This window comes from Kribbella pittospori (genome assembly GCF_004331465.1).
GTDB lineage: Bacteria > Actinomycetota > Actinomycetes > Propionibacteriales > Kribbellaceae > Kribbella > Kribbella pittospori.
The window spans coordinates 445,339-469,713 of record NZ_SJKB01000006.1 but is presented as its reverse complement, the minus strand read 5'-3'; the positions used below and the strand labels follow the sequence as shown (position 1 = coordinate 469,713).

31 protein-coding genes are annotated in these 24,375 nt (G+C 68.0%); 8 read left to right on the top strand and 23 right to left on the bottom strand.

All coding sequences use genetic code 11. From position 1 onward, the window contains the following. Positions 1-199 precede the first annotated feature (199 nt). The gene (locus E0H73_RS21725) at positions 200-868 is read left to right on the top strand and encodes a FadR/GntR family transcriptional regulator (protein WP_238164151.1); all 669 of its coding nucleotides are present in this window, start codon (positions 200-202) and stop codon (positions 866-868) included. Here the strand turns inward: E0H73_RS21725 and E0H73_RS21720 are convergent. From E0H73_RS21720 to glpX, 3 genes are read right to left on the bottom strand one after another with little or no spacing between them, the layout of a single operon-like run. After that, positions 865-1,335, bottom strand: coding sequence for a hypothetical protein (locus tag E0H73_RS21720; protein WP_131359365.1), 471 nt, complete (start codon positions 1,333-1,335; stop codon positions 865-867). The genes E0H73_RS21725 and E0H73_RS21720 overlap by 4 nt on opposite strands. 1 nt (position 1,336) lies before the next feature. Further along, positions 1,337-2,284: a carbohydrate kinase family protein gene (locus E0H73_RS21715; RefSeq protein WP_131359363.1), complete on the bottom strand. Its 948-nt coding sequence runs from the start codon at positions 2,282-2,284 to the stop codon at positions 1,337-1,339. Beyond that, the gene (gene glpX, locus E0H73_RS21710; protein ID WP_131359361.1) at positions 2,281-3,315 is read right to left on the bottom strand and encodes a class II fructose-bisphosphatase; all 1,035 of its coding nucleotides are present in this window, start codon (positions 3,313-3,315) and stop codon (positions 2,281-2,283) included. The genes E0H73_RS21715 and glpX overlap by 4 nt, the downstream gene beginning before the upstream one ends. 60 nt (positions 3,316-3,375) lie before the next feature. Here glpX and E0H73_RS21705 point away from each other — a divergent pair, with 60 nt between their 5' ends. Both E0H73_RS21705 and E0H73_RS21700 read left to right on the top strand, forming a co-directional pair. Then, complete coding sequence (locus tag E0H73_RS21705; RefSeq protein WP_131359359.1) at positions 3,376-3,987, top strand: DUF4245 domain-containing protein; 612 nt, start codon at positions 3,376-3,378, stop codon at positions 3,985-3,987. A gap of 157 nt (positions 3,988-4,144) precedes the next feature. Beyond that, positions 4,145-4,837 (top strand): nucleotidyltransferase family protein, encoded by a 693-nt coding sequence (locus E0H73_RS21700; RefSeq protein ID WP_131359357.1) that lies wholly within the window; start codon positions 4,145-4,147, stop codon positions 4,835-4,837. A gap of 17 nt (positions 4,838-4,854) precedes the next feature. Here E0H73_RS21700 and E0H73_RS21695 read toward each other — a convergent pair whose 3' ends face one another. Together E0H73_RS21695 and E0H73_RS21690 are read right to left on the bottom strand one after the other, a co-directional pair. After that, positions 4,855-5,175 carry a DMT family transporter gene (locus E0H73_RS21695; RefSeq protein ID WP_131359355.1) on the bottom strand — a complete coding sequence of 107 codons (321 nt, stop codon included), beginning with the start codon at positions 5,173-5,175 and terminating at the stop codon, positions 4,855-4,857. Next, positions 5,175-5,777: a flavodoxin family protein gene (locus tag E0H73_RS21690; RefSeq protein ID WP_131359353.1), complete on the bottom strand. Its 603-nt coding sequence runs from the start codon at positions 5,775-5,777 to the stop codon at positions 5,175-5,177. Before E0H73_RS21690 ends, E0H73_RS21695 begins: the two co-directional genes overlap by 1 nt. A 38-nt stretch (positions 5,778-5,815) precedes the next feature. Here E0H73_RS21690 and E0H73_RS21685 point away from each other — a divergent pair, with 38 nt between their 5' ends. Beyond that, on the top strand, positions 5,816-6,445 hold the full coding sequence (locus tag E0H73_RS21685; protein ID WP_131359351.1) for a TetR/AcrR family transcriptional regulator: 630 nt from the start codon (positions 5,816-5,818) through the stop codon (positions 6,443-6,445). Here the strand turns inward: E0H73_RS21685 and E0H73_RS21680 are convergent. The 6 genes from E0H73_RS21680 to xseA form a co-directional block, all read right to left on the bottom strand. Continuing rightward, the gene (locus E0H73_RS21680) at positions 6,432-7,622 is read right to left on the bottom strand and encodes an SMI1/KNR4 family protein (RefSeq protein ID WP_165555765.1); all 1,191 of its coding nucleotides are present in this window, start codon (positions 7,620-7,622) and stop codon (positions 6,432-6,434) included. The two genes, E0H73_RS21685 and E0H73_RS21680, sit on opposite strands and share 14 nt — an antisense overlap. 37 nt (positions 7,623-7,659) lie before the next feature. Beyond that, on the bottom strand, positions 7,660-8,046 hold the full coding sequence (locus tag E0H73_RS45925; protein WP_165555764.1) for a hypothetical protein: 387 nt from the start codon (positions 8,044-8,046) through the stop codon (positions 7,660-7,662). A 6-nt stretch (positions 8,047-8,052) separates the two neighbouring features. After that, the gene (locus E0H73_RS21675; RefSeq protein WP_131359347.1) at positions 8,053-8,979 is read right to left on the bottom strand and encodes a hypothetical protein; all 927 of its coding nucleotides are present in this window, start codon (positions 8,977-8,979) and stop codon (positions 8,053-8,055) included. A 117-nt stretch (positions 8,980-9,096) separates the two neighbouring features. Continuing rightward, positions 9,097-9,591, bottom strand: a complete 495-nt coding sequence (locus E0H73_RS21670) for a GNAT family N-acetyltransferase (RefSeq protein WP_238164150.1) — start codon at positions 9,589-9,591, stop codon at positions 9,097-9,099. A gap of 42 nt (positions 9,592-9,633) precedes the next feature. Further along, the gene (locus tag E0H73_RS21665) at positions 9,634-9,828 is read right to left on the bottom strand and encodes an exodeoxyribonuclease VII small subunit (protein ID WP_131359557.1); all 195 of its coding nucleotides are present in this window, start codon (positions 9,826-9,828) and stop codon (positions 9,634-9,636) included. Between the two features lie 17 nt (positions 9,829-9,845). Then, the gene (gene xseA / locus E0H73_RS21660; RefSeq protein WP_131359343.1) at positions 9,846-11,066 is read right to left on the bottom strand and encodes an exodeoxyribonuclease VII large subunit; all 1,221 of its coding nucleotides are present in this window, start codon (positions 11,064-11,066) and stop codon (positions 9,846-9,848) included. Between the two features lie 96 nt (positions 11,067-11,162). Here xseA and E0H73_RS21655 point away from each other — a divergent pair, with 96 nt between their 5' ends. Then, a complete protein-coding gene (locus E0H73_RS21655) occupies positions 11,163-11,672 on the top strand; it encodes an HAD domain-containing protein (RefSeq protein WP_131359341.1) in 510 nt (169 codons plus the stop codon). Positions 11,673-11,794: 122 nt separating this feature from the next. Beyond that, complete coding sequence (locus E0H73_RS21650) at positions 11,795-12,835, top strand: 4-hydroxy-3-methylbut-2-enyl diphosphate reductase (protein WP_131359339.1); 1,041 nt, start codon at positions 11,795-11,797, stop codon at positions 12,833-12,835. On the opposite strand, the gene E0H73_RS21645 is transcribed toward E0H73_RS21650, so the two are convergent. From E0H73_RS21645 to E0H73_RS21635, 3 genes are all read right to left on the bottom strand, one after another. Further along, a complete protein-coding gene (locus E0H73_RS21645) occupies positions 12,828-13,592 on the bottom strand; it encodes a hypothetical protein (RefSeq protein ID WP_131359337.1) in 765 nt (254 codons plus the stop codon). The genes E0H73_RS21650 and E0H73_RS21645 overlap by 8 nt on opposite strands. A gap of 3 nt (positions 13,593-13,595) precedes the next feature. Further along, a complete protein-coding gene (locus tag E0H73_RS21640) occupies positions 13,596-14,114 on the bottom strand; it encodes a SigE family RNA polymerase sigma factor (protein WP_131359335.1) in 519 nt (172 codons plus the stop codon). A 96-nt stretch (positions 14,115-14,210) separates the two neighbouring features. Next, on the bottom strand, positions 14,211-14,591 hold the full coding sequence (locus E0H73_RS21635) for a winged helix-turn-helix transcriptional regulator (RefSeq protein WP_131359333.1): 381 nt from the start codon (positions 14,589-14,591) through the stop codon (positions 14,211-14,213). A gap of 93 nt (positions 14,592-14,684) precedes the next feature. On the opposite strand from E0H73_RS21635, the gene E0H73_RS21630 reads away from it, so the two are divergent. Next, a complete protein-coding gene (locus E0H73_RS21630; protein WP_131359330.1) occupies positions 14,685-15,299 on the top strand; it encodes an NAD(P)-dependent oxidoreductase in 615 nt (204 codons plus the stop codon). Here E0H73_RS21630 and E0H73_RS21625 read toward each other — a convergent pair. From E0H73_RS21625 to E0H73_RS21610, 4 genes are read right to left on the bottom strand one after another with little or no spacing between them, the layout of a single operon-like run. Then, positions 15,293-16,411, bottom strand: a complete 1,119-nt coding sequence (locus E0H73_RS21625) for an aromatic ring-hydroxylating oxygenase subunit alpha (RefSeq protein ID WP_131359328.1) — start codon at positions 16,409-16,411, stop codon at positions 15,293-15,295. The genes E0H73_RS21630 and E0H73_RS21625 overlap by 7 nt on opposite strands. Positions 16,412-16,450: 39 nt before the next feature. Further along, on the bottom strand, positions 16,451-16,900 hold the full coding sequence (locus E0H73_RS21620; RefSeq protein ID WP_131359326.1) for an SRPBCC domain-containing protein: 450 nt from the start codon (positions 16,898-16,900) through the stop codon (positions 16,451-16,453). Further along, complete coding sequence (locus E0H73_RS21615; RefSeq protein ID WP_202867492.1) at positions 16,897-17,265, bottom strand: ArsR/SmtB family transcription factor; 369 nt, start codon at positions 17,263-17,265, stop codon at positions 16,897-16,899. The genes E0H73_RS21620 and E0H73_RS21615 overlap by 4 nt, the downstream gene beginning before the upstream one ends. Before the next feature lie 47 nt (positions 17,266-17,312). Beyond that, complete coding sequence (locus E0H73_RS21610) at positions 17,313-18,503, bottom strand: glycoside hydrolase family 64 protein (protein WP_131359322.1); 1,191 nt, start codon at positions 18,501-18,503, stop codon at positions 17,313-17,315. Between the two features lie 276 nt (positions 18,504-18,779). Here E0H73_RS21610 and E0H73_RS21605 point away from each other — a divergent pair, with 276 nt between their 5' ends. Next, positions 18,780-20,204, top strand: a complete 1,425-nt coding sequence (locus E0H73_RS21605) for an MFS transporter (protein ID WP_131359321.1) — start codon at positions 18,780-18,782, stop codon at positions 20,202-20,204. Positions 20,205-20,570: 366 nt separating this feature from the next. On the opposite strand, the gene E0H73_RS21600 is transcribed toward E0H73_RS21605, so the two are convergent. From E0H73_RS21600 to E0H73_RS21580, 5 genes are all read right to left on the bottom strand, one after another. Next, positions 20,571-21,740 carry a DNA recombination protein RmuC gene (locus tag E0H73_RS21600; protein WP_131359319.1) on the bottom strand — a complete coding sequence of 390 codons (1,170 nt, stop codon included), beginning with the start codon at positions 21,738-21,740 and terminating at the stop codon, positions 20,571-20,573. Between the two features lie 94 nt (positions 21,741-21,834). Further along, positions 21,835-22,251, bottom strand: a complete 417-nt coding sequence (locus E0H73_RS21595; protein ID WP_131359317.1) for a hypothetical protein — start codon at positions 22,249-22,251, stop codon at positions 21,835-21,837. Positions 22,252-22,270: 19 nt separating this feature from the next. After that, on the bottom strand, positions 22,271-22,591 hold the full coding sequence (locus E0H73_RS21590) for a hypothetical protein (RefSeq protein WP_131359315.1): 321 nt from the start codon (positions 22,589-22,591) through the stop codon (positions 22,271-22,273). A gap of 37 nt (positions 22,592-22,628) precedes the next feature. After that, positions 22,629-23,396, bottom strand: a complete 768-nt coding sequence (locus tag E0H73_RS21585) for a polysaccharide deacetylase family protein (RefSeq protein WP_131359313.1) — start codon at positions 23,394-23,396, stop codon at positions 22,629-22,631. A 71-nt stretch (positions 23,397-23,467) separates the two neighbouring features. Then, positions 23,468-24,340 carry a DUF817 domain-containing protein gene (locus tag E0H73_RS21580; RefSeq protein ID WP_238164149.1) on the bottom strand — a complete coding sequence of 291 codons (873 nt, stop codon included), beginning with the start codon at positions 24,338-24,340 and terminating at the stop codon, positions 23,468-23,470. Between the last annotated feature and the right edge of the window lie 35 nt (positions 24,341-24,375).

The following is a 24,375-nucleotide window of genomic DNA, read 5'->3' as shown; positions in this document are numbered from 1 at the left end:
CGGCTCGTGCGGGAGGCGGGACCGGCAGGCGAGAGCACTCCACGGAGGGGGTGCCGGTCGAATCAGCTCCCGCCGTGGCGGCCAAGAAGGAGGCGGCCCGGAAGCAGGAGGATCGAGGACATGAGGACACGCTAACCCGAAACCAACTCCTCAGACAAGCTGAGAACTTCTGGACCCGAGCCGGCCTACACTGAGCGGCATGATCCGCCGTCACCCACTGGCCGAGCAGGCCGCCGAGGAATTGCTCCGCCGGATCGGCAGCGGCGAGTGGGCACTCGGCCAGAAGTTGCCGGGCGAGACCACACTGGCCGCGCAGCTGGGCGTCGGCCGGTCGACGATCCGCGAGGCGGTCCGGGAACTGGCCGGCCGCCGGGTGCTGGAGAGCCGCCAGGGCGCCGGTGTGTTCGTGATCGCGCACCAAGCCTCGGAGGACTGGGACAAGGTCCTTCGCCGCGCGGACATCACCGACGTACTGGAGGGCCGGCTCGCGATCGAGACCGAGGCGGCGAGGCTGGCGGCGTCGCGTCGTACGCCGGCCGACCTCAAGGCGTTCCGCTACACGCTCGCCGACCGGAAACGGGCGTCGGAGAACTCACCGGACGACTGGTACGTCGAGGCTGATCTCGCCTTCCATCGAGCCGTGATCACCGCCGCGCACAACGCCGTACTGACGGAACTGTTCGACACGTTCGTGCCGCGGATCCGGCGGGCGATGATCGACATGCTGCGGATGGACGAGCAGCACCGGCACCGGCACGACCAGGCCGCTCACGTGGCGATCGCCGACGCGATCCGCGACCGCGACCCGGACCTCGCGGCGGCCCGGTCCCGCGGACACCTCAGCGCGGTCCGGAGCTCCGTGTCCTAGGAGCGGTGCCTGTCGTGCAGTGAGCGCAACCAGTGCGTGAGGGCGTCGAGGTCCTCGACGTTGTCCTGCGGGATGCTGATCGGCCGAGTGCGCCGGTCAGCCGGGCGGACCTGCACCGTCCGGACTCCTGGCAGGCCGGCCGGATCGTCGATGCTCGTGATGCCGGACCACCGCAGGCTGCGGCCACGGCTGATGCCGTCGGCGTCGACCTTGACGACGGGGCGGTTCGTGATGAGCTGCCAGAGAGTGAGCCCGGTGCCGTAGACGAACGCGGCCAGCGCGGTCAGCCGCAGTACGCCGAGGGTCCCGGACATCTCGCCGGCGCGGATGTGGTCGATGTTCGTCCACGCGGACAGCACCATCAGGAGCCCGAATCCGGCCAGCCGGATCGTGAGCCGTCCGCGGCGCGGTGGGAAGACCACGCTGCCTTTGGACTCCAGCTCGGAGGTCCAGGTCTCGGCGGACACGTCAGGACCCCCACTTGGCCGCGTGTTCGGCGGCGGTCGGCGGGTCGGCGCCGTGCCGGGTGCAGGTGATCGCGGCCGCCTTCACCGCGTAGTCGACGACCTCGCGCAGATCTTCGGCCGTCAGCCCGGACAGCCGCGTCGCGCCGAGCAGCCCGCGCGCGTTCAGCCCGGCGATCAGTGCCGACATGAGCGAGTCGCCCGCGCCGACGGTGTCGACCACCTCGATCGCCGGCGCCGCCACCTCGACACGCGCGTCCCGGCTGATCCCGATCGCGCCGTCCCCGCCGAGTGTGATGACGACGCACTGGGTCCGCTCGGCGGTCAGCAACTCGGCCGCGATCTCGTCCGGCGACGCTCCTGGCCGGAAGAACCTGCAGTCCTCGTCGCTCAGCTTCACCAGATCTGACGACGCCGCCAGCGCCCGTATGGCGGCCCACGCCGGCACTGGATCCGGGGTGATCGTCGGCCGTGCGTTCGGGTCCAGCGTCACCGTGACCGGCTGATCGGCCACTGACTGCAGGAACTCGCGGATCGCGCCGGCGCCCGGCTCGAGCATGGTCGCGATCGACCCGGTGTGGATCGCCGGGCACCCCCGCGGCCGTGACAGCGCCGGCGGATCCCAGGTGATGTCGAACTGGTACGACGCGACTCCGGCCGGATCGAGCGTCGCGGTCGCAGTACTGGTCCGGAAGCTCGGATCCACCGAGCCGGGAGCAAGCTGTACGCCGTTCCCGAACAGGTGCGCCCCGAGTTGGTCGCCGTACGGATCAGTCCCGAATCGCGCCACCAGCTCAGTCGGCACACCGAGCCGCGCCAACCCGACCGCCACGTTCGCCGCGAACCCGCCCGGCGTCGCAGTTGTCTTCCCGTTGCCGTTGCGGGGAGCCCGCGGCGCAGGCACCACGATGTCCACGAGAGCCTCGCCAATGACGAGGACTGGTGCGGTCATCGGGCGTGCTCGAAGTCGATGGCTGAGTACGCGCGCAGTTTCGACAACTGGTGGACGCTTTCGATGCTGCGGATCGTGCCGCTGCGGGAGCGCATCACCAGCGAGTGGGTGCGTGCGGTGGACCGGCCGTACCGGACGCCGCGCAGTAACTCGCCTTCGGTGATTCCGGTGGCGACGAAGAAGCAGTCGTCGCCGCTGACCAGGTCGTCGGTGCTGAGCACCCGATCGAGGTCATGGCCGGCGTCGATCGCCTTCTGCCGCTCCTCGTCGTCCTTCGGCCAGAGCCGGCCCTGGATCAGCCCGCCCAGGCACTTCATCGCACACGCCGCGATGATGCCCTCCGGCGTACCGCCGATGCCGATCAGCATGTCCAGACCGGTGTCCGGCCGGGCAGCCTCGACCGCGCCCGCCACGTCGCCGTCGCTGATGAACTTGATCCGCGCACCGGCCGCCCGGATCTGCGCCGCGAGCTCCTCATGCCGCGGCCGGTCCAGAACGACGACCGTCACGTCGTCGACAGTGGAGCCCTTCGCCTTAGCCACCCGGCGGATGTTCTCCCCGACCGGGAGCCGGATGTCGACCACGTCGGCCGCCTCCGGGCCGACCACCAGCTTCTCCATGTAGAACACCGCGGACGGGTCGTACATCGAGTTCCGCGCCGACACCGCCATCACCGCGATGCCGTTGGCCATGCCCTTCGCGACCAGCGTCGTACCGTCGACCGGATCGACCGCGACATCGCACTCCGGGCCGGCGCCGGAACCGACCTGCTCGCCGTTGTAGAGCATCGGGGCGTTGTCCTTCTCGCCCTCGCCGATCACCACCACGCCATTCATCCCGACGGTGCCGATCAGGGTGCGCATCGCGTTCACCGCCGCGCCGTCGGCGCCGTTCTTGTCGCCGCGCCCGACCCAGCGGCCCGCCGCCATCGCCGCGGCCTCGGTGACCCGGACCAGCTCGAGGGCGAGGTTGCGGTCAGGCGCGTGCGCCTCGACCTCCAGATGGGCAGGTGGCGTGGTCGGGTCGCTCATGCCAACGGATGGTAGCCAACGCGGTCTCCGGGCGTTTCGGCGAGATGGGACACTCATGCCATGAGTTCGACAGGTCAGGGTGCATCCAGCGAGGCGGAGGCGCGGGAGAAGGCCCGCGCGCGGGCCGAGGCGATCGCTTACCGGGAGCAGAACCGCAAGGATCGGGCCAAGGCGCGCACGCTGACGAACATGGTCTGGGCGCTGCTGGCCTGCTTCGTCGTCGTCGCCTTCCTGATGATCGTGACCTGGCGCCCGAAGCACGAGCAGGTCAAAGCGGTCGAGTACACCGCCCAACTGGAGGACGCGAAGAAGGTCGCGCCCTGGGTCCGCGGCCCGGAGCCGATGCCGTCCGGCTGGACCGCAACCAGTGTGGAATTCCGCGCCCCTGAGCAGGCTCCGATCACCTGGCACCTCGGCGTCGTCACGAACGAGAAGAAGTACGTCGGGCTCGAGCAGTCCAACGTCACCGGCGGGAAATTCCAGTCCGACAAACTCGGCCGGACCTCCGACGACGGTACGTCGACCGTCGCCGGCGTCACCTGGCAACGCAAGGTGCTGCTCGACCGCAAACAGGAGAACGCGTTGGTCCTGGTGGGTTCCGGCGCCACCACGATCGTGACCGGGAATGCCGGATATCCCGCCCTTGAAGCGTTTGCTTCGGCCTTGCGCTGACCGTTTTCGCACGCTTTCCTGACCACGTTCCGGACGGTCGTTGACACATCTGTCCGGTTCGGGTTTCCATCGTTTTTCGGCTGTTTACACGCTCGGGGAAGAGTGCGAAGGAGCCCGCAGGTGGTTGCGCCCTCCCGGGCGGGGAGTTGATGCGCCGATGTTCGTCACGGGGCTCCTGCTTGCCGCCGACAGTTCCCCGCACCTCGGCGTACCCCGGCAATTACTCGCCTATCACGGCGACACACTGCTCGGCGCGACGCTGGATGTCGCCCGGAACTGCGGTTTCGACCAGCTGATCGTCACGCTGGGCAGTGCCGCGGATCAGATCCGCGACCGGGTCGACCTGGACGGTGTACGGGTGGTGGACTCGCCGCACGCGGACACCGGAAGTTCGTCGATCGTGCCAGCTCTCGATGCGGTCGACCACGGGACCGACGGGATCGTGGTGATGCTCGGGGACCAGCCGGGCGTGACGTCTGCCACCGTGTGGTCGCTGGTCGCCGAGGTCGCCGGGCCGGCCACCCCGATCGGCGTCAGCCGGTACGACAACGGCCACGGGCACCCGTGCTGGTTCGGCCGGGAGTTGTTCGGGGAACTGCGGCAATTGCGCAGCGACGACGATCTGTGGGACCTGATCGAGGGCGGAAGCTACCCACTCACCCAGGTCGATGCCATCGGCAACATTCCGGCGCGGGCCGGGACCTGGGACGACTACCGCCGCCTGGTCTCCGGCCACACGCCGGCCCACGGCGCATTCACCCCCGGCGCCTTCGAGGACACCCCGATCGACGACGCGCACCCCGTCCCACTCCCGACCCGCCCCCGCCGGCGCCGCCGTACCTCGACCTAGATCCCCGACGCAGGGCACTAGTCGGCGCCGACCAGCCGCAGCCCCACGACGCCGGTCACGATCAGGGCGATGCATGCGAGGCGGGCCGGGGTGACCGGCTCGTCGAACAGCACGATGCCCAACGTGACAACGCCGATCGAGCCGAGCCCGGTCCACACCGCGTACGCCGTACCGACCGGGAGGCGGTCGAGCGTCCGGGCCAGCAGAACCACGGAGATCACGCCGAAGACGAGTACGCCGACCGTCGGCCAGAGGCGGCTGAATCCGTCGCTCGGTTTCAGGCTGAGGGCGAACGCGATCTCGAACGCGGCCGCCGCGAGCAGTACCAACCACGCCATCAGGCCGCCAGCGCTCCTCCGCGCAGATGCCGCTGCGTGACGGTCGCGACCCGCGCGCCGAGAGCCGCCGCAGTCCGCAGATCGGTCTCCGGCGGAGCCTTCTCGGCCGAGAGATCGGCGTCGGACTGGGCCATCGCACCCAGCCAGCTGCCGAGCCGGTTGAGATCCTCGATGCTCCCGGTCGACTCCGCCCAGCCGGGGTACAGATCGAGTCCGACCCAGATCATCCCGTGCTGCGCGGCGAACACGGCCAGGTCGACCAGGCTGTTCAGCTTGTCGCCGGACATGGCCTTGGAATTGGTGAACCCGGCGGCGATCTTGTCCCGCCAGCCCAGGTCGGCCGCCCAGATCTTCACGCTGGCCTCCGCGAAGGCCTTGAACACAGCGCTCGGGCTGCCGAAGTACGTCGGGGCGCCGAAGATGATCGCGTCCGCGACGGCGAGCCGGTCCCAGACGTCGTCGGTCAGTTCATCCAGCAGAACCAGGTCTGTCACGGTGCCAGGCACCGATGCGGCGCCGGCGGCGACCGCCTCGGCCTGCTTCGCGGTATGGCCGAACCCGGAGTGATACGCGATCGCGATCCGGGCAGAGGTGTTGCTCATGCTTCCTCCAGAGACTTTAGCGGACTACAGTCCGTCTTATGAACGACAGTACCGGACCGCGGTCCGCTTTACAACGGAAGCTGCCGGTCGTCGGAGAGCCGCGCCCAGAACGCGCCGACGCCCGCCGCAATCGGCTCCGGGTGCTCGAGGCGGCCGATCGGCTGTTCACCGAGCAGGGCGTGAAGCACGTGTCGCTGGACGCGATCGCGGCGGCGGCAGGCGTCGGCAAGGGGACGGTGTTCCGGCGCTTCGGCGACCGCGCCGGCCTGGCGGTCGCGCTGCTCGACGAACGTGAGCAGGAATTGCAGGCGAAGATCCTGAGCGGCCCACCGCCACTCGGCCCCGGCGCAGCGCCGGTCGTCCGGGTGATCGCCTTCCTCGACGCGTACCTCGACCTGCTGGACCGTCATGTCGAGCTCTTCATGGACAGCGAGAACGCCTCGGACGGCGCGCGCTACCGGATCGGCTCCTACAACCTCTGGCACCAACACCTGGCGCTACTGATCGAGGAAGCCCGCCCGGACCTCGACGCCGACTACATGGCTCATCTGGTCCTGGCGCCGCTGGCCGCCGACCTGCACAAATCCCTCCGCGACCAGGGCTTTGACCTCCCGCGGATCAAGTCCGGGCTGCACACAACAACGACCAGCCTGCTCAGCGGCGTTTGAACCTGCCCGTGATCGTCACGATGTCGGTGGCGTTCCGGGTGAGCTGTCGGGCCCATTCGACGGCGTCGTCGAGCGTCGGCCGGCGGGGCTTGTAGGCGTTGGCGAACGACCAGTAGTGCTTGCGTTCCTCGAGCGGTTCCTCGGCGAGTTCCGCGACGGCCAAACCCGGCGGAATCGCCTGGTGGGACCACTGCGGGCGTTGCATCCTGAGGTACCGCAGCCCGGTGAGCTGTCCAAGCGAGGACAGATCGGCGGCGGGAGCGTCGGTGAGATCGAGCGCGTACAAGGATGGGCAGGACGCCAGCGGCCGGAGATCGATCGGTTTCTCACTGCGCAGAACAACCCGGCTCACCGTCGGGTGACCCTGCAGCCCGGACAGGTCGATGGTGTCGGTGCCGAGGTCAAGTATCTCCACAGGCGTGCCGAGCAACGGTGACAGATCGACACCGGCGACATTGCGGACCGAGAACTTCTGCAGCGCCGTCGCCGCACCCACGGGTCGCAGGTCGACCCACGGTGCGTTGTGGACCGACAGTTCGCGAAGCTCCGCGGTCAAGCCGCTCACCGGTGCCGCGTCCCTTCCGGTCAGCTCGAGCGTGCAGTTCTCGTCGTACTGGCGTTCGTACTGACTGACGTCGCCGGCGTTGATCCACAGTCCTTCGTCGTCATCGCGTTGGACGCGATCGGAAGCCAATGCGTCCACGTGCCGGCGCAGCAACTCGGTCACCGAGGGGGCGACATAGACCGGGCCGCGGTAGTACGACCGACCGATCAGGATGACCTGACCGAGCCGGCCGTTGGGACCGGGCGCCATGTCGACTGCGAGATAGTCGCCGAACGTGTCGGTGGCGAAGGGGATCCAGGCCGGATGGTCTGCGAGCCGTCGGACGGCGCCCGGCGGCCCGTAGTCCCTGAGGAACGCGTAGGGGGCCACGTAGCGCTGCCATCCGCGCGTGACCCACCACCGTTCGTCCTGATCGGCGAAATGCTCCAGCGTCTCTAGGCCGAACCAGCCGAAACCATGGAGCATGCCGCGTCCGCCGTCGCCGTCAACTACGGCGTACAGAGCGCTGAGATCCCGCGGTAGCGGGACATCTGTTGCGGGCAGCGGCGGCGGCAGCTCGTCGTCCGACGGCCCGAGCAGCTGCTCGAGGCGCCGCCGGTATTCGTTGAACAAGGCAACAGCCTCGGCCGGCTCTCCAGCTTCGGTGGCGTCATTGGGAGCTGCGAGGGGCTCGGGCGGTTCGGACTCCTTGTCCAGTAGGTAGCGGAACCCGCGGTCGTCGGCGCGATCGAGCCGTTCGCTCAGGGACAGCTCGGTAGCGGCCGCGGGATTCCAGCTCCAGATCGATCGTGAGGTGCTCTGCCGCCTCCATCAGCGTATGCACGGCTGTCATGCCGCCGTGTACGTCGATGTCGTTCGCGCCGTGCTCGTTGAGTTCCGTCGGCTCGAACCAGAAGCCGCGATGCCCGGTTCCGCCCTGGCCGACCGCGTACCCGTGCAGCTCGGCACGCCTCCAGCCCTTGGGAGCGGCCTCGGCGATCTCCTCGGCCAGCTCTGTGAGCACCGCCGACAGAGCACCCTCACGATCCTTGTCCACTGCTGCTCAGCTTCGGTTGCTCAAGAGCGCAAGTGCCAGCTCCCGCTGCTCGTCCGACGGCGGCCGCGTCCACGTGCAGCCGCGCAGGTCGTCCTCGAGCATGCGCGCCATCACGACGGACAGCACGTCCTTGGGTTCGGCGTACTCCAGCTGCGGCCTGAGGTCGCGGTAGTGCTCGACAACTCGTTCGAAACAGAAGACCAGCGTGTTGATGTACTTGCTCTTCTCCGCCTCGGCCCGGTCGAAGGCGGCGACGTACTCCGGACTCTCCGGCGTCATCACGTCCCTCATCACATCCAGCTTGTTGCGGTACTCCGTCGGCTCACCCGCGAGGGCAGACGCCTCTTGATACATCCGCTCGACGTGTTCGGGATTCTTGGTGAGAACGCCCATGGTCAGGTAGCCCTTGTTCTCGTCGGCGTAGCCGCCGGCGAACTCGTGGTCCACCCCCTGCGCGAAGGTCGCGGACATCATCGCGTCGGTGAAGGCGTACTTGTCCATCCCGTCGACCTCGGTGACGTCCTCGCCCATCCACTCGTCGTTGTAGTAGAGAACACCCTCGACCTCGCCCTCGGCGGCCCGCATCACCAGGTCGTGTACGGCGCGCCCGGGGTCCTGCACCGCGTCCGGTCCCATCGTGGCGAACTGCTCGGTCAGGGAGTACAGCGAGATGAGCATCATCGGGCTGTAGACGCGCAGGAGGCCCTCCGAGCGCATCGGGTAGCAGCCGCGTTCGTCGTCGTACGCCTCCAGGCCGGCCATGAACGCCTTCTCCTGCTCAGGTGTCAGCGTGAGCTCCCACAGCCACTTCTGCTCGACGTGGAACTTGTAGAAGTCCTCACCCTTGAGCGGATCGCGGATCTTCAGGAACCACACCACGAACCCGGCAACGCCGAGCACGAGTACTCCGACCACGATGAGCGCGACCACCATCTACGACAAACCTCCGGCACATGAATTGCGTTACCTACAAGGGAAACGGGCAAGCAGGCACTATCTGCCCACCGGCGTCCGCATCCGGGGAAGGGTTTACCGTAGTAGCCCGCCAGGTCACCCTCGAGCGAGTGACAGCCTGATCTCCGGCAGGTCGTTCAACGACGAGTACGTCCGGTCGTCCGTCTCGGTGAACCCATACCGCGCGTAGAAGCGACGCGCCCGAGTGTTTGCCTCAAGCACCCATAACCAGACGGCCGCGCAGCCGTGGTCCCGCAGATCAGCGACTGCTGCATCAGTCAGGGCTCGGCCGGCGCCGGTGCCCCAGTGATCCGGGTGGACGAAGAGCGCGTAGAGCTCGCCGGTGCCGGACGGCGCTTCGGGATCGCGCTCGGGACCGACTCCGGCGTACCCGGCGATCTGTTCGCCGATCGAGGCGACGTACAGGCGGGAGCGGCCGGCGGCGATGCTGGTGGACCAGGATGTGGCGATGGCCGCGGGATCCATCGCGTCGAGGAAGTCCTGGGGGACGAGGCCGGTGAAGGCGGCGTGCCAGCTGGCAACCCGAGCCTCCGCTGCTCCTAGCAGATCCTCTTCTCGCGCCGCTCGCACCACCGGTCTTTCCCTACCCGAGCCGTTCATCCGGCATGCTGCTCAGTTGGGCTTCTTTTCGTGGGCGGCTTGGGCTTTGGCCAGGCGTTCGCGGGCGCCGTCGAGCCAGTGTTGGCAGGTGGCGGCGAGTTCTTCGCCGCGTTCCCAGAGGGCGAGGGATTCCTCGAGGGTGGTGCCGCCGGCTTCGAGTTTGCGGACCACCTCGACCAGCTCTTCCCGGGCCTGCTCGTACGTCATCTCGGGACGGTCGCCGCTCACGTGTTCTCCTCGGACTTGACTTCGACTGCGAATCGGCCGTCGGTCACCCGCGCCTGCAGCAGATCTCCTGGCGCCACCTGCGCCACTTCCCGGACGGCCGTCCCATCGGCCAGCTGGAGCACCGAGTACCCGCGCTCCAGCGTCGCCTTCGGGGACAACGCCCGTACGCTCGCCAGCCGGTGGGTGATGTCGTCACTCGCCCGATCCAGCCGGTGCGTCAGCGTCCGCCGGCTCCGATCGACCAGCGCCGCGACCTCGTCGGATCGCCGCTGCAGATCCGTGACGGGCGCCGCGAGCGACGGCCGGCTCCGAATCGCGGCCAGCGCATGCATCTCCCGATCGAGCCACGAAGTGACCGCCCGCAACCCGCGCTCCCGCAACTGCCGAACACCGTCGAGCTCCTCGCGTACGTCGGGAACGATCCGCTTCGCCGCGTCCGTCGGGGTCGAGGCACGCAGATCGGCAACCAGGTCGAGCAGCGGAGAGTCCGGCTCGTGCCCGATCGCGCTCACAATCGGCGTCTTCGCCTGCGACACCGCCCGGATCAGCCCCTCATCCGAGAACGGCAACAGATCCTCCAGCGACCCACCACCGCGCGCGATCACGATCACCTCGACCGAATCGTCCCCGTCCAACTTCCGCAGCGCGGTCATCACCTCACCGGCCGCCGCCGGCCCCTGCACAGACGCGTATTCGATCCGGAACGCGACCGCCGGCCACCGCCGCTTCGCGTTCTCCAGTACGTCGCGCTCCGCCGCGGAATCGCGTCCGCAGATCAGCCCGATCGTGTGCGGCAGGAACGGCAGCTTCTTCTTCCGGTACGCCGCGAACAGTCCCTCGGCCGCGAGCAGCTGTTTGAGCCGCTCGATCCGGGCCAGCAGTTCACCGATACCGACATGCCGGATCTCGTTGACCGCCAGCGCGAGCGTGCCGCGGCGGGCGAAGAAGTTCGGCTTGGCGTTCACCACCACGCGGGACCCGTCCGTCACCGGCGGATCGACCGCCTCGAACACCCGGCGGTTGCAGGTGAACCGCAGCGAGATGTCCGCGTCGGTGTCGCGCAGTGTGCCGAACACTGTCGTCGTACCCCGCCCGATCGACACGTCGGTCAGCTGGCCCTCGACCCATACCGCGCCGAGCTGGTTGATCCAGCTGGCGATCCCGTTCGCAATCGTGCGAACGGCCGCAGGCGCATCCGGTGAGGTCTCCAAAGCCACCCCCAGACCCTACGACCCTCCGCCGACAAACCCCCGCACGCCGCCTCACCCGGGCGTGGAGACCACCTATCTTGAGGTACTGCAAAGCTTGAGCCCATGCGTCCCTTGCTGCTGCTCGATTTCGACGGTCCGCTGAATCCGTACCGCTCGCGGGAGACTCCGCCTGGCTACGTGCGGCACGAAATCGTCGAGGGGGAGAGGACCTGGGTGGTGCGTATCAACCCGCAGCACGGGGTAGAGCTGAACGCGCTTGCCGGCACCTTCGACCTCGTCTGGGCCACCAGCTGGGAACACGGCGCCAACCGTCTGCTGTCCCCGTTACTCGGACTACCAAGCGATCTGCCGACGATCCTCTGGCCGGACCGAACGCCGGTACGCCGCGGATCGTGGAAGACGCCGTACGTCGCCGACTGGGTGGGCGATCGCCCGTTCGTCTGGGTCGACGACGATGTGGACTCCGACGACGTCAGGTTCTTCCCTCACGACCACCAGCTGGTGCATCAGGTGGACCCGCGAACCGGGCTGATGGCAACTGATTTCGCGGCGATCCGTGCCTGGGCCGACGGAAAATCCTTTGCGGACACAGCGATTCCACCGCATCCTTGAGGCATTGGAACACCTCCCACGGGGGAGCCGTCCGGACAGGGCGGACGGCTCCTCGACTTGTCTCCGTGACGCTGTTCACACAAATCCGGTCAGCTCCGGCTGCGCTGACGGAGGCCCGTACCATGGGGGACGTGACTGCCCAGCCTGACAACACTCAACCGACGACCGCGGTGCGGACGAAGCGGGTGCTGCTCGCTGCCCCGCGCGGGTACTGCGCCGGTGTGGATCGGGCGGTCGTGGCGGTGGAGAAGGCACTCGACCTCTACGGGCCGCCGGTCTACGTCCGCAAGGAGATCGTGCACAACAAGCACGTCGTGCACACCCTGCAGTCGCGCGGTGCGATCTTCGTCGACGAGACCGACGAGGTGCCCGAGGGGCAGACGGTCATCTTCTCCGCACACGGCGTCGCCCCGGTGGTGCACCAGGAGGCGGCCGCGCGGCAACTGAAGACGATCGACGCCACCTGCCCGCTGGTCACCAAGGTGCACCACGAGGCCAAGCGTTTCGCCGCCACCGACTATGACATCCTGCTCATCGGCCATGAGGGCCACGAGGAGGTCATCGGCACCAGCGGTGAGGCGCCGGAGCACGTCCACCTTGTCGACGGCCCGGGCGACGTACCGAATGTGACGGTCCGCGACCCCGAGAAGGTCGTCTGGCTGTCCCAGACCACGCTGTCCGTGGACGAGACCATGGAGACGGTCCGCCGGCTGCGCGAGCGGTTCCCGAAGCTGCAGGACCCGCCGAGCGACGACATCTGCTACGCGACCCAGAACCGCCAGGCCGCGGTGAAGAAACTCGCCGCGGACGCCGACCTGATGATCGTGGTCGGCTCCCGCAACTCGTCGAACTCGGTGCGCCTGGTCGAGGTCGCCGTCGAGCACGGCGCCAAGGCCGGCTACCTGGTCGACTACGCCGACGAAATCGACGAGGCCTGGCTCGAGGGTGTCGACTCGGTCGGCGTCAGCAGCGGCGCGAGCGTGCCGGAGGTGCTGGTCCGCGACGTCCTGCGCTGGCTGGCCGAGCGCGGGTACGCCGACGTCCAAGAGGTCACCACGGCCGAGGAGAGCCTGACTTTCGCTCTGCCTCGTGAGCTCCGCAGTGACCTCAAGTCCGCCGGCCTTCCCACGACCGGTACGTCGGACCACGCCTGGACTATTTGACCGTCACCTTGACCGTCTTGACGGTGTCCTCGAGGCTGCAGTACCGCACGGTGTAGTGGAACGTGTACGTGCCCGGTTTGGCGTAGGTGTGCGTTTCGGCCGTGTACGTCTCCTGTCCGGTCTTCCGCGTCTTCGCCCCGTCGCAGCTCATCGAGCCGCCGTCCGAACCACCCTGTTCGCCATCGCCCCAGAAGTACTGCGTTCCGCCGGACAGGTTGAGGAACGACGTGTCGGCCGGCAGATCCTTGCCTTCCACGGTCGGCACCAGCACGGTTCCGGACACGGTCACCCGCATCGTGACGGTCCGGCCGCTGATGACCGGGTTCAGCTTGACGTGGGCCGAGAGTGGCGGCCGGGCGGGCGGGGTCTTCGTGGTCCCTTGAGTGTGCCCTGTCGTCGCCCCGGTCGTGGTTCCCGTGGTGCCCCCGGTCTTGGTGCTCCCCGTCGGGCCGACCGTGTGCGACACGACTGGCGGTGCTGGTGGGGTCGTCGTCGGTGAGGCGGTCGGCGGGCCGGTGACGATCGTTGTCGGCGCGTTCGGCGTGTTGGTCACCGGCGGGGCGCTGTCGATGTCGGTGAGGTTGCCTGCGGCAACGGCGATGGCGACCACCGCGGCCGCGGCCAGCGTGACCACACCGGCGGTACGACGCCGCCGTACCGTCCGGACCCTTGCGGCCACCGCTTGACTCGGCACTCCGGTCGGCGGGGGCGGATCGGCCAGCAGTTGCTCGAACTTGTACTTGAGATCGTCGGTCATGGTTCAGCCCTCCTTCTGGGCCGGAGCGGCAACGGCGGCGACCAGGTGGTGTTCGCGGAGCTTGGCGAGTCCGCGGGAGACGTTGGATTTCACCGTGCCGATCGAGCAGCCCATGATCTGGGCGATCTCGGATTCCGGCAGGTCCTCGAAGTAGCGCAGTACCAACGTGGCACGGGTCCGGCGCGGCAGAGTCGCCAGCGCGCGGAGCAGCAGATCCCGGTCGTCGACCGTGCCGTACTCCGACGGAGCGTGCGTCTCGGGCAGCCGATCGGTCGGCGTCTCACCCCTCCATCGGCGCCGCCACCACTGGGTGCTGGTGTTGACCATCACCGTGCGCGTGTAACTCTCCATCGCCGTACCGCTGCGCAGCGAGTTGCGGTGGAACCACACCTTCGTCAGCGAGGTCTGGACCAGGTCCTCGGCCAGATGCCACTCACCCGTCAGCAGGTACCCGAACCGTTGCAGCGCGGTGAAGCGCCCGTCGACGAACTCGGCGAACTCCGTGTCCCGTCCTGGATCCATCCCAACCCCCAGTGCTTCCGTATCGGTCAGAAGTGTGATGACCGGGTGGGATCAAAAGGTTGAGTCGCGATCGGCCGGGCACGAAGGTGTGATCTGTCACGCCGAAGCGTCGTACTTCTCCTGAGCCTGGGTGATGGCGGGGAGGTGCTCCTCGGCCCAGTTGCTGACCGCCGTGATCGGCTCGATCAGGGACTCGCCCATCGGGGTTAGGGCGTAGACGACGCGGGGCGGGACCTCGGCGAAGACCTCGCGGGTGACCAGGCCGTCACGCTCCAGCCGGCGCAGGGTCTGCGTCAGCACCTTGGGGGCGACCTGGCCGATCCCGGCGCGCAGCTCGGTGAACCGGCGCGGCCCGTCCTTCAGCCGCAGTACGACGAGCGCCGTCCACTTGTCGCCGATCCGGTCCAGGATCACCCGGGTCGCGCAGTTCGGGTCGAAGAGGTCGCCCCGCTCCCAGGTCTGGCCATTAGTAACCATCAGGTACTTATAGCACGTTGAAGTGCTCAGTAACCAATGGATACTATTGGCGAACAAGTTGAGATTTCATCCAGATCGAAGGGAAGCGCCAGTATGAAGATCGCGGTCTACGGTGCGAGTGGCATGGTCGGCAGCCGGATCGCCGCCGAGGCGGTCAGTCGCGGCCACGAGGTCACCGGCATCACCCGCTCCGGCGGTGAGCTTCCGGCCGGCGTCCAGGCGGTGCAGGGGAGCGCCAACGACGTGGCCCTGGCGAAGGAGTTCACGGCCGACGCCGATGTGCTGGTCGCCGCGCTGGGCCCGAGCCGCACCGGCGGCGACCACCAGGACTACTTGGATGCCATCGACAACCTGATCGCCGCCGTCAGCGGTACGACGACTCGCCTGCTGACGATCGGCGGGGCCGGCGGCCTGGAGATCAACGGCAACCGGGTCGTCGACGGTCCGGACTTCCCGGCGGAGTACAAGGGGGAGTCGCTCACTGTCGCCCGGGCGCTCGAGGTGCTGCGCGCCACCAGCGAGGACGTCAACTGGACGATGCTGGCCCCGGCCTTCGTCATCGCGCCCGGCGAGCGCACCGGCACCTTCCGGCTCGGTCTCGACGAGCCGATCGGTGATCACATCTCGGCCGAGGACTTCGCGGTCGCGGCGGTCGACGAGCTCGAGCGTCCGGCCCACCACCGCCGGCGGTTCACGCTCGGCTACTGATTGCCGAGCGGCTTGCCCAGGTATCCGCGGGCGATCATCGTCACCCACGCATAGACGGCGTCCTCCGCGGGTGCCAGCGGGCCGGGCCGGAAGTGCGGCGACTCGGCCCCGCGCTGGACCGACTCGCACGCGGCCCAGTCCTCGCGATTCGTGACGTCCCAGAACTCCACGGCGTACGACGGATCCTGCACGTCGGCCGGGAAGTACCACGAGCACTCGATCGCGGTCAGGCCCGGTGCGCGTGGCTCGAGGCGGTGGGTCATCACGTAGTCGGGGTGGAGCGAGATCAGTAGGTTGGGGAACAGGCCGAGGTAGTTGACGCGCCGTGGATCCACGCCCGGCAAGGCGATCCCTCGTGAGCGTCCGTCGAGCGACATGGTCTCGACTCCGGGCCGCAGATCCATCAGTCCGCCGACCCAGGCGCCGGGGAGGTTCCAGTTGTCGCCGGAGTTCGGCGGTGACACCTTGCACAGCTCGGGGTGGATCAGCGGGCAGTGGTAGCACTCGTGGTAGTTCTCGACGATCGTCTTCCAGTTCGACGCGACGTCGTAACAGTGTCGCGCCTTCAACTGGAGGGACTCGGGCGCGTACGGCGCGACGAGGTCCGTGAGCCCGCCGAGGTGCTCGCCGAACGGGCCCGCGGTGGCAGTCGCGTTCACGAACAGCCAGCCGTGCCACACCTCCGCGGGCAGCTCGACGAGGTTGTACGGCGTGGGGTCGAACGCGTCGCCCATCCGGGGCGCCGCCTTGACCGCGCCGTCGAGTTCGTACGACCAGCCGTGGTACGGGCAGACCACGGATCGCCGTTCGCTGGTCTGGTCGTTCTGCAACAGTTCGTGCCCGCGATGCCTGCAAGTATTGGCGAATGCGCGCGGTCGCTCGCCGAAGGTCAGCACTACCGAGATGTCGCCGACCGTGATCGCGCGGTGCGTCGTATCGGTGGACAACTCGTCGACCCGGCCGAGACAGCTCCAGCTGCCGGCGAAGAAATGCCGGCGTTCCCACGCCAGTACGGCGGGATCCGTGTAGGCCTCGCGCGGCAGCATGACCGACTCGCCATGCGGTCGCAGCGAGGCGTCCAGTGCGTGGAGATCGACGGGAGCATTCGCCATTCGCCCACTATCCGGTGACGGTGGGCCGGAAGTCGAGCGCTACCGCGCGGCGGCGACGTACTGGCCGAGGACGTAGTCCCAGCCGGTGTCGTACCCGGTGCGGGCGCGGACGCCGTCGGGGCGGCGCTCCCAGCCGGAGTGCACCAGCGCGAGCTCGGTGCCGTCGTCGACCGGGGTGAAAGTGATCGTCACCTGGCCTGCTTGCTGTGGGGCGCTGCCCGGATGCCAGCTGAAGCTGAGGGAGGTGGGCGGATCCCAGTCCGAGATCGTGCCCCAGGTCGCGAGCTCGCCGTCCTCGCCGTACTCGATGATCCGGCCGCCGACGAAGCTCTCGACCCGGATGGCGCGAGCGTCCTGTGCACCGACCGAGTGCGTCACCATCGGCCACCACGCGGAGATCTCGGCGGTGAACACCTCGAATGCGCGCTCGGTGCCGACCGGCACAACGATCTTCTTCACCAACGGCGCCAGGCCTTGGTCGATGTTCATCCCCGCTCCTCCTCGGTCCCCACTCCGGTGGCGGGCCGCTCTCCGGTCCGTCGGATGTGGTCGGCGTACGCCTCCAGTGCGTCGCCCCAGAACTGGTCGAGGCAGTCCCGGAGTTCGTCGAGACCTGCGCGGTGGATGCGGTAGATGTTGCGCGTCCCACGCGATTCGTGGCGCACCAGTCCGACTGCCCCGAGCACCTTCAGGTGTTGCGAGATCGCGGGCCGGCTGACGGGCACCTGCCCGGCCAAGGTGCTGACCGAGCAGGGCCCGCCGCGTCGCAGTGTCTCCAGAATCACCCGCCGGGTCGGATCGCCGAGTGCATCCAGCACCGGCCCCGCCGCCTCGAGTGATCCGTAAGTCCCCACGAACGGTAAGCTGCCACTAACCAATGGCCTGCGTCAAGCCCTCGGCCTCAGTTGAACGGGTCGAGGATCAGGCTGGCCTGCTGGGGGTTGCCGTCGTGGACGAGCGCTTCGTGGTTGCCGACGTCGTCGAAGGCGAAGCCGTACGCCTTCCCGTCCACCATCTGCGCGTGGATGTTCCGGGCGTAGTGGTTGGTGACGGAGGCTTGGTAGAAGTTGCTGTTGTTCGGGTCCGGCTGGTTGGGATTCACCAGCAGAGTTGAGCGGTTGTAGCCGGCGCACAAGGTCCGCGAGATCGGGCCGCGGACCTGGTCGTTGGGTGCGTCGAGCAACTTGAAGCAGCCGAAGATGCTGGCCGAGTCGGGCTTCTGGAACGACGTGACGACCGCGCCCGAACTGTTGGTGAAGTTCATGACGTTGCCGGACACGCGACCGAAGTACTTGAGGTTCGGCTGGTCGCCGAACGGCGTGACGGTCAGGGTCTCGTTGGTGTACTTCGCCCAGACCCGGTTCACGTAGTCGTCCATCGCGTTCGCCGGGAGTGCGCCGGTCTCCACGCCGTACAGGGGTGAGAGCGCTCGCAGTACTGACCCGTCCGGGGCTGTCTGGATCAGGTTGCCCCACCCGCCGGACTGGCCGCGGAGTGCGTTGTAGAAGCCGGTATACCCGCCGGATTTCAGGTGCCCGGTGGTCTTGGTGCTGCCGTCGGGGAGTTGTACGGCGACCGCGTACGGGGCGGAGAACATGTCGACCTGCGTGCTGTTGATCCACAGGCCCGAGTCGTTGAGCGTGTACTCCGACCAGTTGAACAGGATGTTGCGGTTCGGATCGCTCGGATTCTGTACGGCGGGCTGGACCAGGCCGCCGGTGGTCAGTTTGAAGACGAGCTTCTGGCCGTAGGAGAAGTACACCCGGCCGGAGAACTTCGGCATCTGGATGGTCGTCGACTGGCCGTTGGACGGGCCAACGATCGAGGCATCCGGTGCCGGTGTCGGCGGATTGCCGCCGGCCGGCCAGGCATGGAAGTTGCCGGAGGCATCGGCCCAGCCCTGCTGCCCGGTGGCCAGGTTCGTGCCCAGGTTGTAGATGTAGACCGCGTCACCGCGGCCCGAGTCGTTGGTGATCTTCAGTGGGATGGTGGCCGGAACCGCTTGGGCGGGCTGGTCGATGACGGCCGTCAGCACGCCGGCCACGGTCGCCGCGGCCGCGGCGAGCGCCAGCAGTCGGTGTCTGATGCGCACAGATCCTCCTCAGGTCAGTCCCGTTCGAGAAGGCGAGGCACCGGCCGGCCGAGCTGTCGCGCTACCAGGCCGCAACAGCGCCCGAACCGGCGCTCAGGTCCGGACGGCGAGGGACGGTAGATCGCCGAAGGACCGGGTGAGAGCGCTCTCATCGTTGCGTATCCCCACGCCTGGCTGTCAACAGCCCACTCCTGTCGGCTTTCCGACAGGGGTTGATGCAACTGATCGGTTGCTATAAAGTAGCAACCGATCAGTTGCTACTGGATGGAGCTTCTCATGGACACCACCGCGTCGTACCGGTTCAGCACCCGGCAACGCGTGATCCTGCTCGTTCTGCTCGGGGCCGGGTTCATGCTGTCGGTCGACTTCTCGATCCTCAACGTGGCGCTGCCGGAGGCCGGCGCAGGCGTTGGGCTGGGGTCGGAGGGGCTGCCGTGGATCACCTCGGCGTTCGCGCTGCCCGCGGCCGGGTGCATGCTGTTGTTCGGTCGGCTGGCCGACTTCTTCGGTCGCCGCAGGCTGTTCCTGTCCGGGATGGCGCTGCTGGCCGCGGCGTCTGTTCTCGGCGGCCTGGCGAATCACGCCGAGGTCATGCTGACGGCTCGCGCGCTGCAGGGGGTGGCGACCGCGATGGCGATGCCCGCGACGATGGCTCTGCTCACGACGACGTTCTCGGAGGCTTCCGTGCGGGCGCGGGTTCTCGGTCTGCGCGGCGCGCTGCTCTCGGCCGGTTTCGCCGTCGGCGCGTTGGTCGGGGGTGCGCTGGTCAGCCTGCTGGGTTGGCGCGCGGCGTTCTTCATCAACGTGCCGGCCGTGGTGGTCGTCCTGGTGGTCGCACCGTTCGTGATCAACGAGAGCAAGGCGCCGGAGCGGGTGAAGCTGGATGTGCCTGGGGCGATGACGGTGACCGGTGGTCTGCTGGCCGTCGTCTATGCGGTGATCGAGCGGAGCCTGGCGGCGGGGGTGGTCGGCGTACTGCTGCTGATCGCGTTCGGGCTGATCGAACGGCGGTCGGTCGCGCCGCTCGTCCCGATCCGGATCCTGACCCGGCCTTCGGTGGCCTGGGGCAACTATGCCGGGCTGGTGATCGGGGCGATGGAGCCGGCGATGATCGTGCTGACCACGCTGTACGTGCAGCACGTGCTGGGGCTGTCGCCGTTCCAGACCGGCCTGGTCTTCGGCATCCCGGGCGTCGCCTCGGTGGCTGCCGGCGTGGTCGCCGGCCGCGTCATCGGGCGCCTCGGCTATCGGAAGGTGCTGACGGTCGGGCTGGTCGTGCAGGGTTTGGCGACGCTTCCGATCGTGTTCCTCGGGACGCAGACGTGGGTCGCGCTGGTGATTCTGGTGCCGGCGTTGTTCATCGGCTTCTTCGGGCACGTGGGTGCGATCGTCGCGTTCACGGTGACCGCGACGTCCGGTGTGAGCGACGAGGACCAGGGGCTGGCGACCGGGCTGAGCTCAATGACCGGCGAGGTCGCCGTCACGATGGGCACGCCGGCGCTGTTCGCAATCGCCGCCACCCAGTCCACGCTGGTCAACGGCCACCGCTTGGCACTCAGCGCCGACGTAGCCTTCACCCTCATCAGCGCACTCCTGATCTGGACCGGCCTCCGCCCCCGAACCTCAGCCACCACCCCACACCCATCACCCACCCAAACCCCCACAACCCAGTCCCCCTGCCCAGCCACCGCAACCCCGTAACCCAGTCACGCCGCCAGCCACCGCAACCCCGTAACCCAGTCACGCCGCCCAGCCACCGCAACCCTTTGTCCGGCAACGGCTCCACCGCCGATCCAGCTCGGATCGGGGGGAAGTTGGCTGCAACGCGGGACCTGTGCGTGCACCCCGCCCGATCCTGCCTCGGATCGGGAGGGGTCCGCCGCAGTCCCGGATCGGGTGCCTGCGCCCACCTCCGGTCCGGTCTCGGACCGGGCGGGACCAACCGCAGCACCGTGACCCGGTGACTGCAGCCACCGACGATCAAGCCTCGGATCGGGCGAGTCGGCCGCGCCAACCAAGCCGGTGACTGCACCCACCGCGATCCGGGGTCGGATCGGGGTAGAGGAGTTAGCCGGCTTGGGTTGGGGGCCAGCGGCGGGTTGCGTCTCGGTCTTCCAGGGCTAGGAACTCTGGGGCCGTTAGGGGGCGGACTGAGGCTTCGATGGATTCCATGGCGGTTAGTTCGGCTTCGGTGACGTGGAGGTCGCGGAGTTTGCGGGCGGTGATGAAGACTCGGCGTTCGAAGGAGCCGACGGTGCCGTTGTAAGCCTCCACGGCGGAGGTGAGGGACCGCCCGACTCGGCCGAAGTGCTCGCCCATTGTGCTGAGGCGCTCGTACAGTTCGCGGCCGAGCTCAAAGACCTGTTGCGCGGACTCCGTGAGAGCTGACTGATTCCAGGCGTACGCCGCAGCCCGCAGCGTCGCGATCAGCGTGGTCGGTGTCGCCAGGATCACCCGGCGCTCAGCGGCGTACTCCAGCAAGGATGGTTCGACGTCGAGCGCCGCGGAGAGGAACGACTCGCCGGGCACGAAGAGGATGACGAACTCCGGTGATGGCGACAGCCGCGTCCAGTACGCCTTCGACGACAGTTGGTCGACGTGCGTCCGCAGGTGCCGGGCGTGCGCGCGCAACCGCTCCTCGCGGAACTCAACATCGTCCGACTCGGCCGCCTCCAGGAACGCGGCCAGCGGCACCTTCGAGTCGACGACCAGATTCTTGCCCTCGGCAAGTCGTACGACGAGGTCAGGCCGCAGTACGCCGTCCTCGCTGACCGTCGTGGTCTGTTCGGTGAAGTCGCAGTGCGCCACCATGCCGGCCAGCTCGACGGTCCGGCGCAGATGCAGCTCACCCCAGCGCCCACGCACCTGCGGCCTGCGCAACGCGGTCGACAACGACGCCGTCTCGCGTCGCAACGCCTCGCCACTCATCCGCACTTCGTTGACCTGTTGATGCAGCTGGCTCTGCCACGCGGCCCGGCCTTGCTCAAGCTGATTCAGCTGCACATGCAGGCGATCCAGCGCCTCCTTCACGACAGCTTGGCCACCCATCTGCTGCCCGACCGTGGTCCGCTCCTGCGTCAGCTCGACAACGCGATCCTCCGCCGCATCGCGCTCAGCAGTCACCCGCGCAAGCTGAGCCCCATCCCGCCCCCGCACCCAGAGCACGCCGAACACAGCCCCCAGCAGCAACCCCACCGCCAGGAACAGCAACACCAGCAACACCGTCGTACCCGTCATGTCACCGATAGTGCACAACCCCACCGACACTTTCGGCCAACGCGCGCCGAAGTACCGGAAAAGTGCCGGAAGAGTGCCGACTCGGCACCGAGGCTCACACTCCTCGGAGCGCGTCCTCGAATTCGCCGACCAGGCTCTTGCCGGGGAAGCGCTGGCGGAGCTCCTGGTCGAGCTCTGCCGCGACCATCCGCAGGTGGAGCTTGCTCTGGCGGCCGTCCTTCAGACCGTTCAGGCCGAGCCCGACCGCTTCCTCGAGATCGCCCGTCCGTCCGGCGACGAAGCCGAGAGTGATCCGGCACTCGGCGATGCGCATCGGACTCAGCTCGGCGCCGTCCGGTGCGGTGTTGTCGTGGATCACGGCTTCGGCGTACTGCGTTGCCCGCTCGTTGTCACCAGCCATGCGGTGGATGTCCATCGAGTAGTAGTCCCACTTCGACGGGTCCACTGTGAAGTGGTTGTCCGGTCGATCGGGGTACGGCAGCTGGTGCAGCAGATCGCGGCCCGACTCCAACAGAGTCTCCAGACCGGACTCACCGAGCCGCGCCTTGGCTTTCGCTTCCGGCCAGCAGTGCGAGCCAGCCGCCTGCTACCAGGAGCTCGGTGTGAGCCTTCGCGCCGACCGGCCGGCGCAGCACGGGGTCAACGTGCTGGAGCCACTGGTGTGCCTCGCGCCGAAGCTCCACCGCGTCCCGCCGGCTGTACTGGCAGCACAACTCTTCGATGGTCGAGTGCAGTGTCTCGATCGTTGTCGCTGTCGTGTCCGACGCCTGCAACCTCTGAACGAGCTCGGCCGCGGCCTCGTCACCCGGCGACCACCCGCGATGGTCTCGCAGCCGACTCCTGAACGACACACCCCCACGTGTCCACCGATCGCAGGATTCCCGCAGGTCAGCAGTTCATGGCGGGGAAGGTGTAGCCCTGGGATTTGAGGAGGGGGAGGACTTTGTCGAGGGCGGCGACGGTTTGGGAGCGGTCGCCGCCGCCGTCGTGGAGGAGGATGATGTTGCGGCGGTGGGCGTGGTTGAGGATGTTGTGGACGATCGTGTTCGTGCCCGGGCGGGCCCAGTCGCGGGGGTCGACGTCCCACAGGACCTGGATCATGCCGGCCGCCTTGATGTCGGCGCGGACCTTCGGGTTCGACGCGCCGTACGGCGGGCGGTAGCAGGTGGACTTCGGTCCGTCGAAGATCTCGTGGCGGCGCTTGGCGGCGGGGAGAGCGGTGAGCTGCGGATGAGTGATCGAGTGGCTGCCGATGGTGTTGCCTGCGGCAAGTACCTGCTCACGCAAACCGGGATGCGCGGCTTGCATGGAGCCGAGCTCGAAGAAGGTTGCGTGCGCGCCGTGCTTGGTCAGGATCTGCAGGATCCGCGGCGTCCAGAGCGGGTCCGGCCCGTCGTCGAAGCTCAGGAACAGGACCTTCTTGTTGCCTGCGGCAAGCGCTGCGGTCGGGTCCGGAGCCGGCGTGTGGTGCGTGGTCGGCGGGGCGTTGACGATCGGTGTCTGTGTCGGCGTCACGGTCGGTGTGGCCGAGGTCTGTGTGGTCGCCACCGCAGGTTTAGGTGCTCGCGAATGCCCCAGTGCCAAGGCCAGCAACGATCCGACGACGATGGCCAACGCCACACCGGTCGCGACGAAAGTGGCGAACTTCCGGGACATGATGCTCCCTCACAGATCAGGCGGATTTCCCCAGTGCTCCCCCGAAGGAGCCTCACACCGGGAAAGACGCCCTACCGTGAGCTCTGGTTGGCATCCCCATGTTGCGGTGCGATCTCAGCCGCCGTGATGTTCGCTGCGAGGTCGTCCGGCTCGACGTTCGTTGCCTCCGGCGTCGAGACGGTGGCGGGCGTACCGCGGTGGTAGAGGCGGCCCTCCAACGACTTGACGCTGGCAACGAGAACGAAGCTCATGCTGACGAGCAAGGCCCACGCGCCGAACTTGGCCGGGTGGACGAGGCGCCAGACATCGACCTGGTCGGGGTAGTTCCACGCGTCCAGGAAGGTGCCGAAATTCTCCGCGATCCAGAGGAAGAAGCCGATCAGGCCGAACGACACCGCCAACGGCATGCGATAGCGGTGTGAGCCGACCGAGAAGAAGACCCAGGTACGGCGCAGGACGACGACAAGGGCGAGCGCGATCGGGATCCGGAGATCGACGATCCAGTGATGGCTGAAGAAGTTCGCATAGATCAGTACGGCGAGGACCGTCGTCGGCACCGGGCGATAGCTGCTCACGCGCAGGTCGAACCGGCGCCAGGCCTGACAGATGTAGCTGCCGACCGCGGCGTACATGAACCCGGCGAACAGCGGCACTCCGGCGAACTTCGTCACCGCGTCGCCCGGGTACTGCCACGACCCGACCTGCACCTTGAACAGTTCGAGACCGAGCCCGACCAGGTGGAACGCGAAGATCACCGCGACCTCGCGCCACGTCTCCAGCCCGACCACCCAGAACAGGAGGGTGAGACCGAGGCAGTACGCGAGCAGGGCGTCGTACCGGTCGATCGGGAGGTCGACGTACTTCGAGACGGCCAGGCCGGCAAACAGGCAGATCGGGAACAGGCAGGAGACGACCTCGAGCCACCCGAAGCGCAGGAATTGCACGCATCCGGACACGAAGCGTGATCGATGGCCGCTGC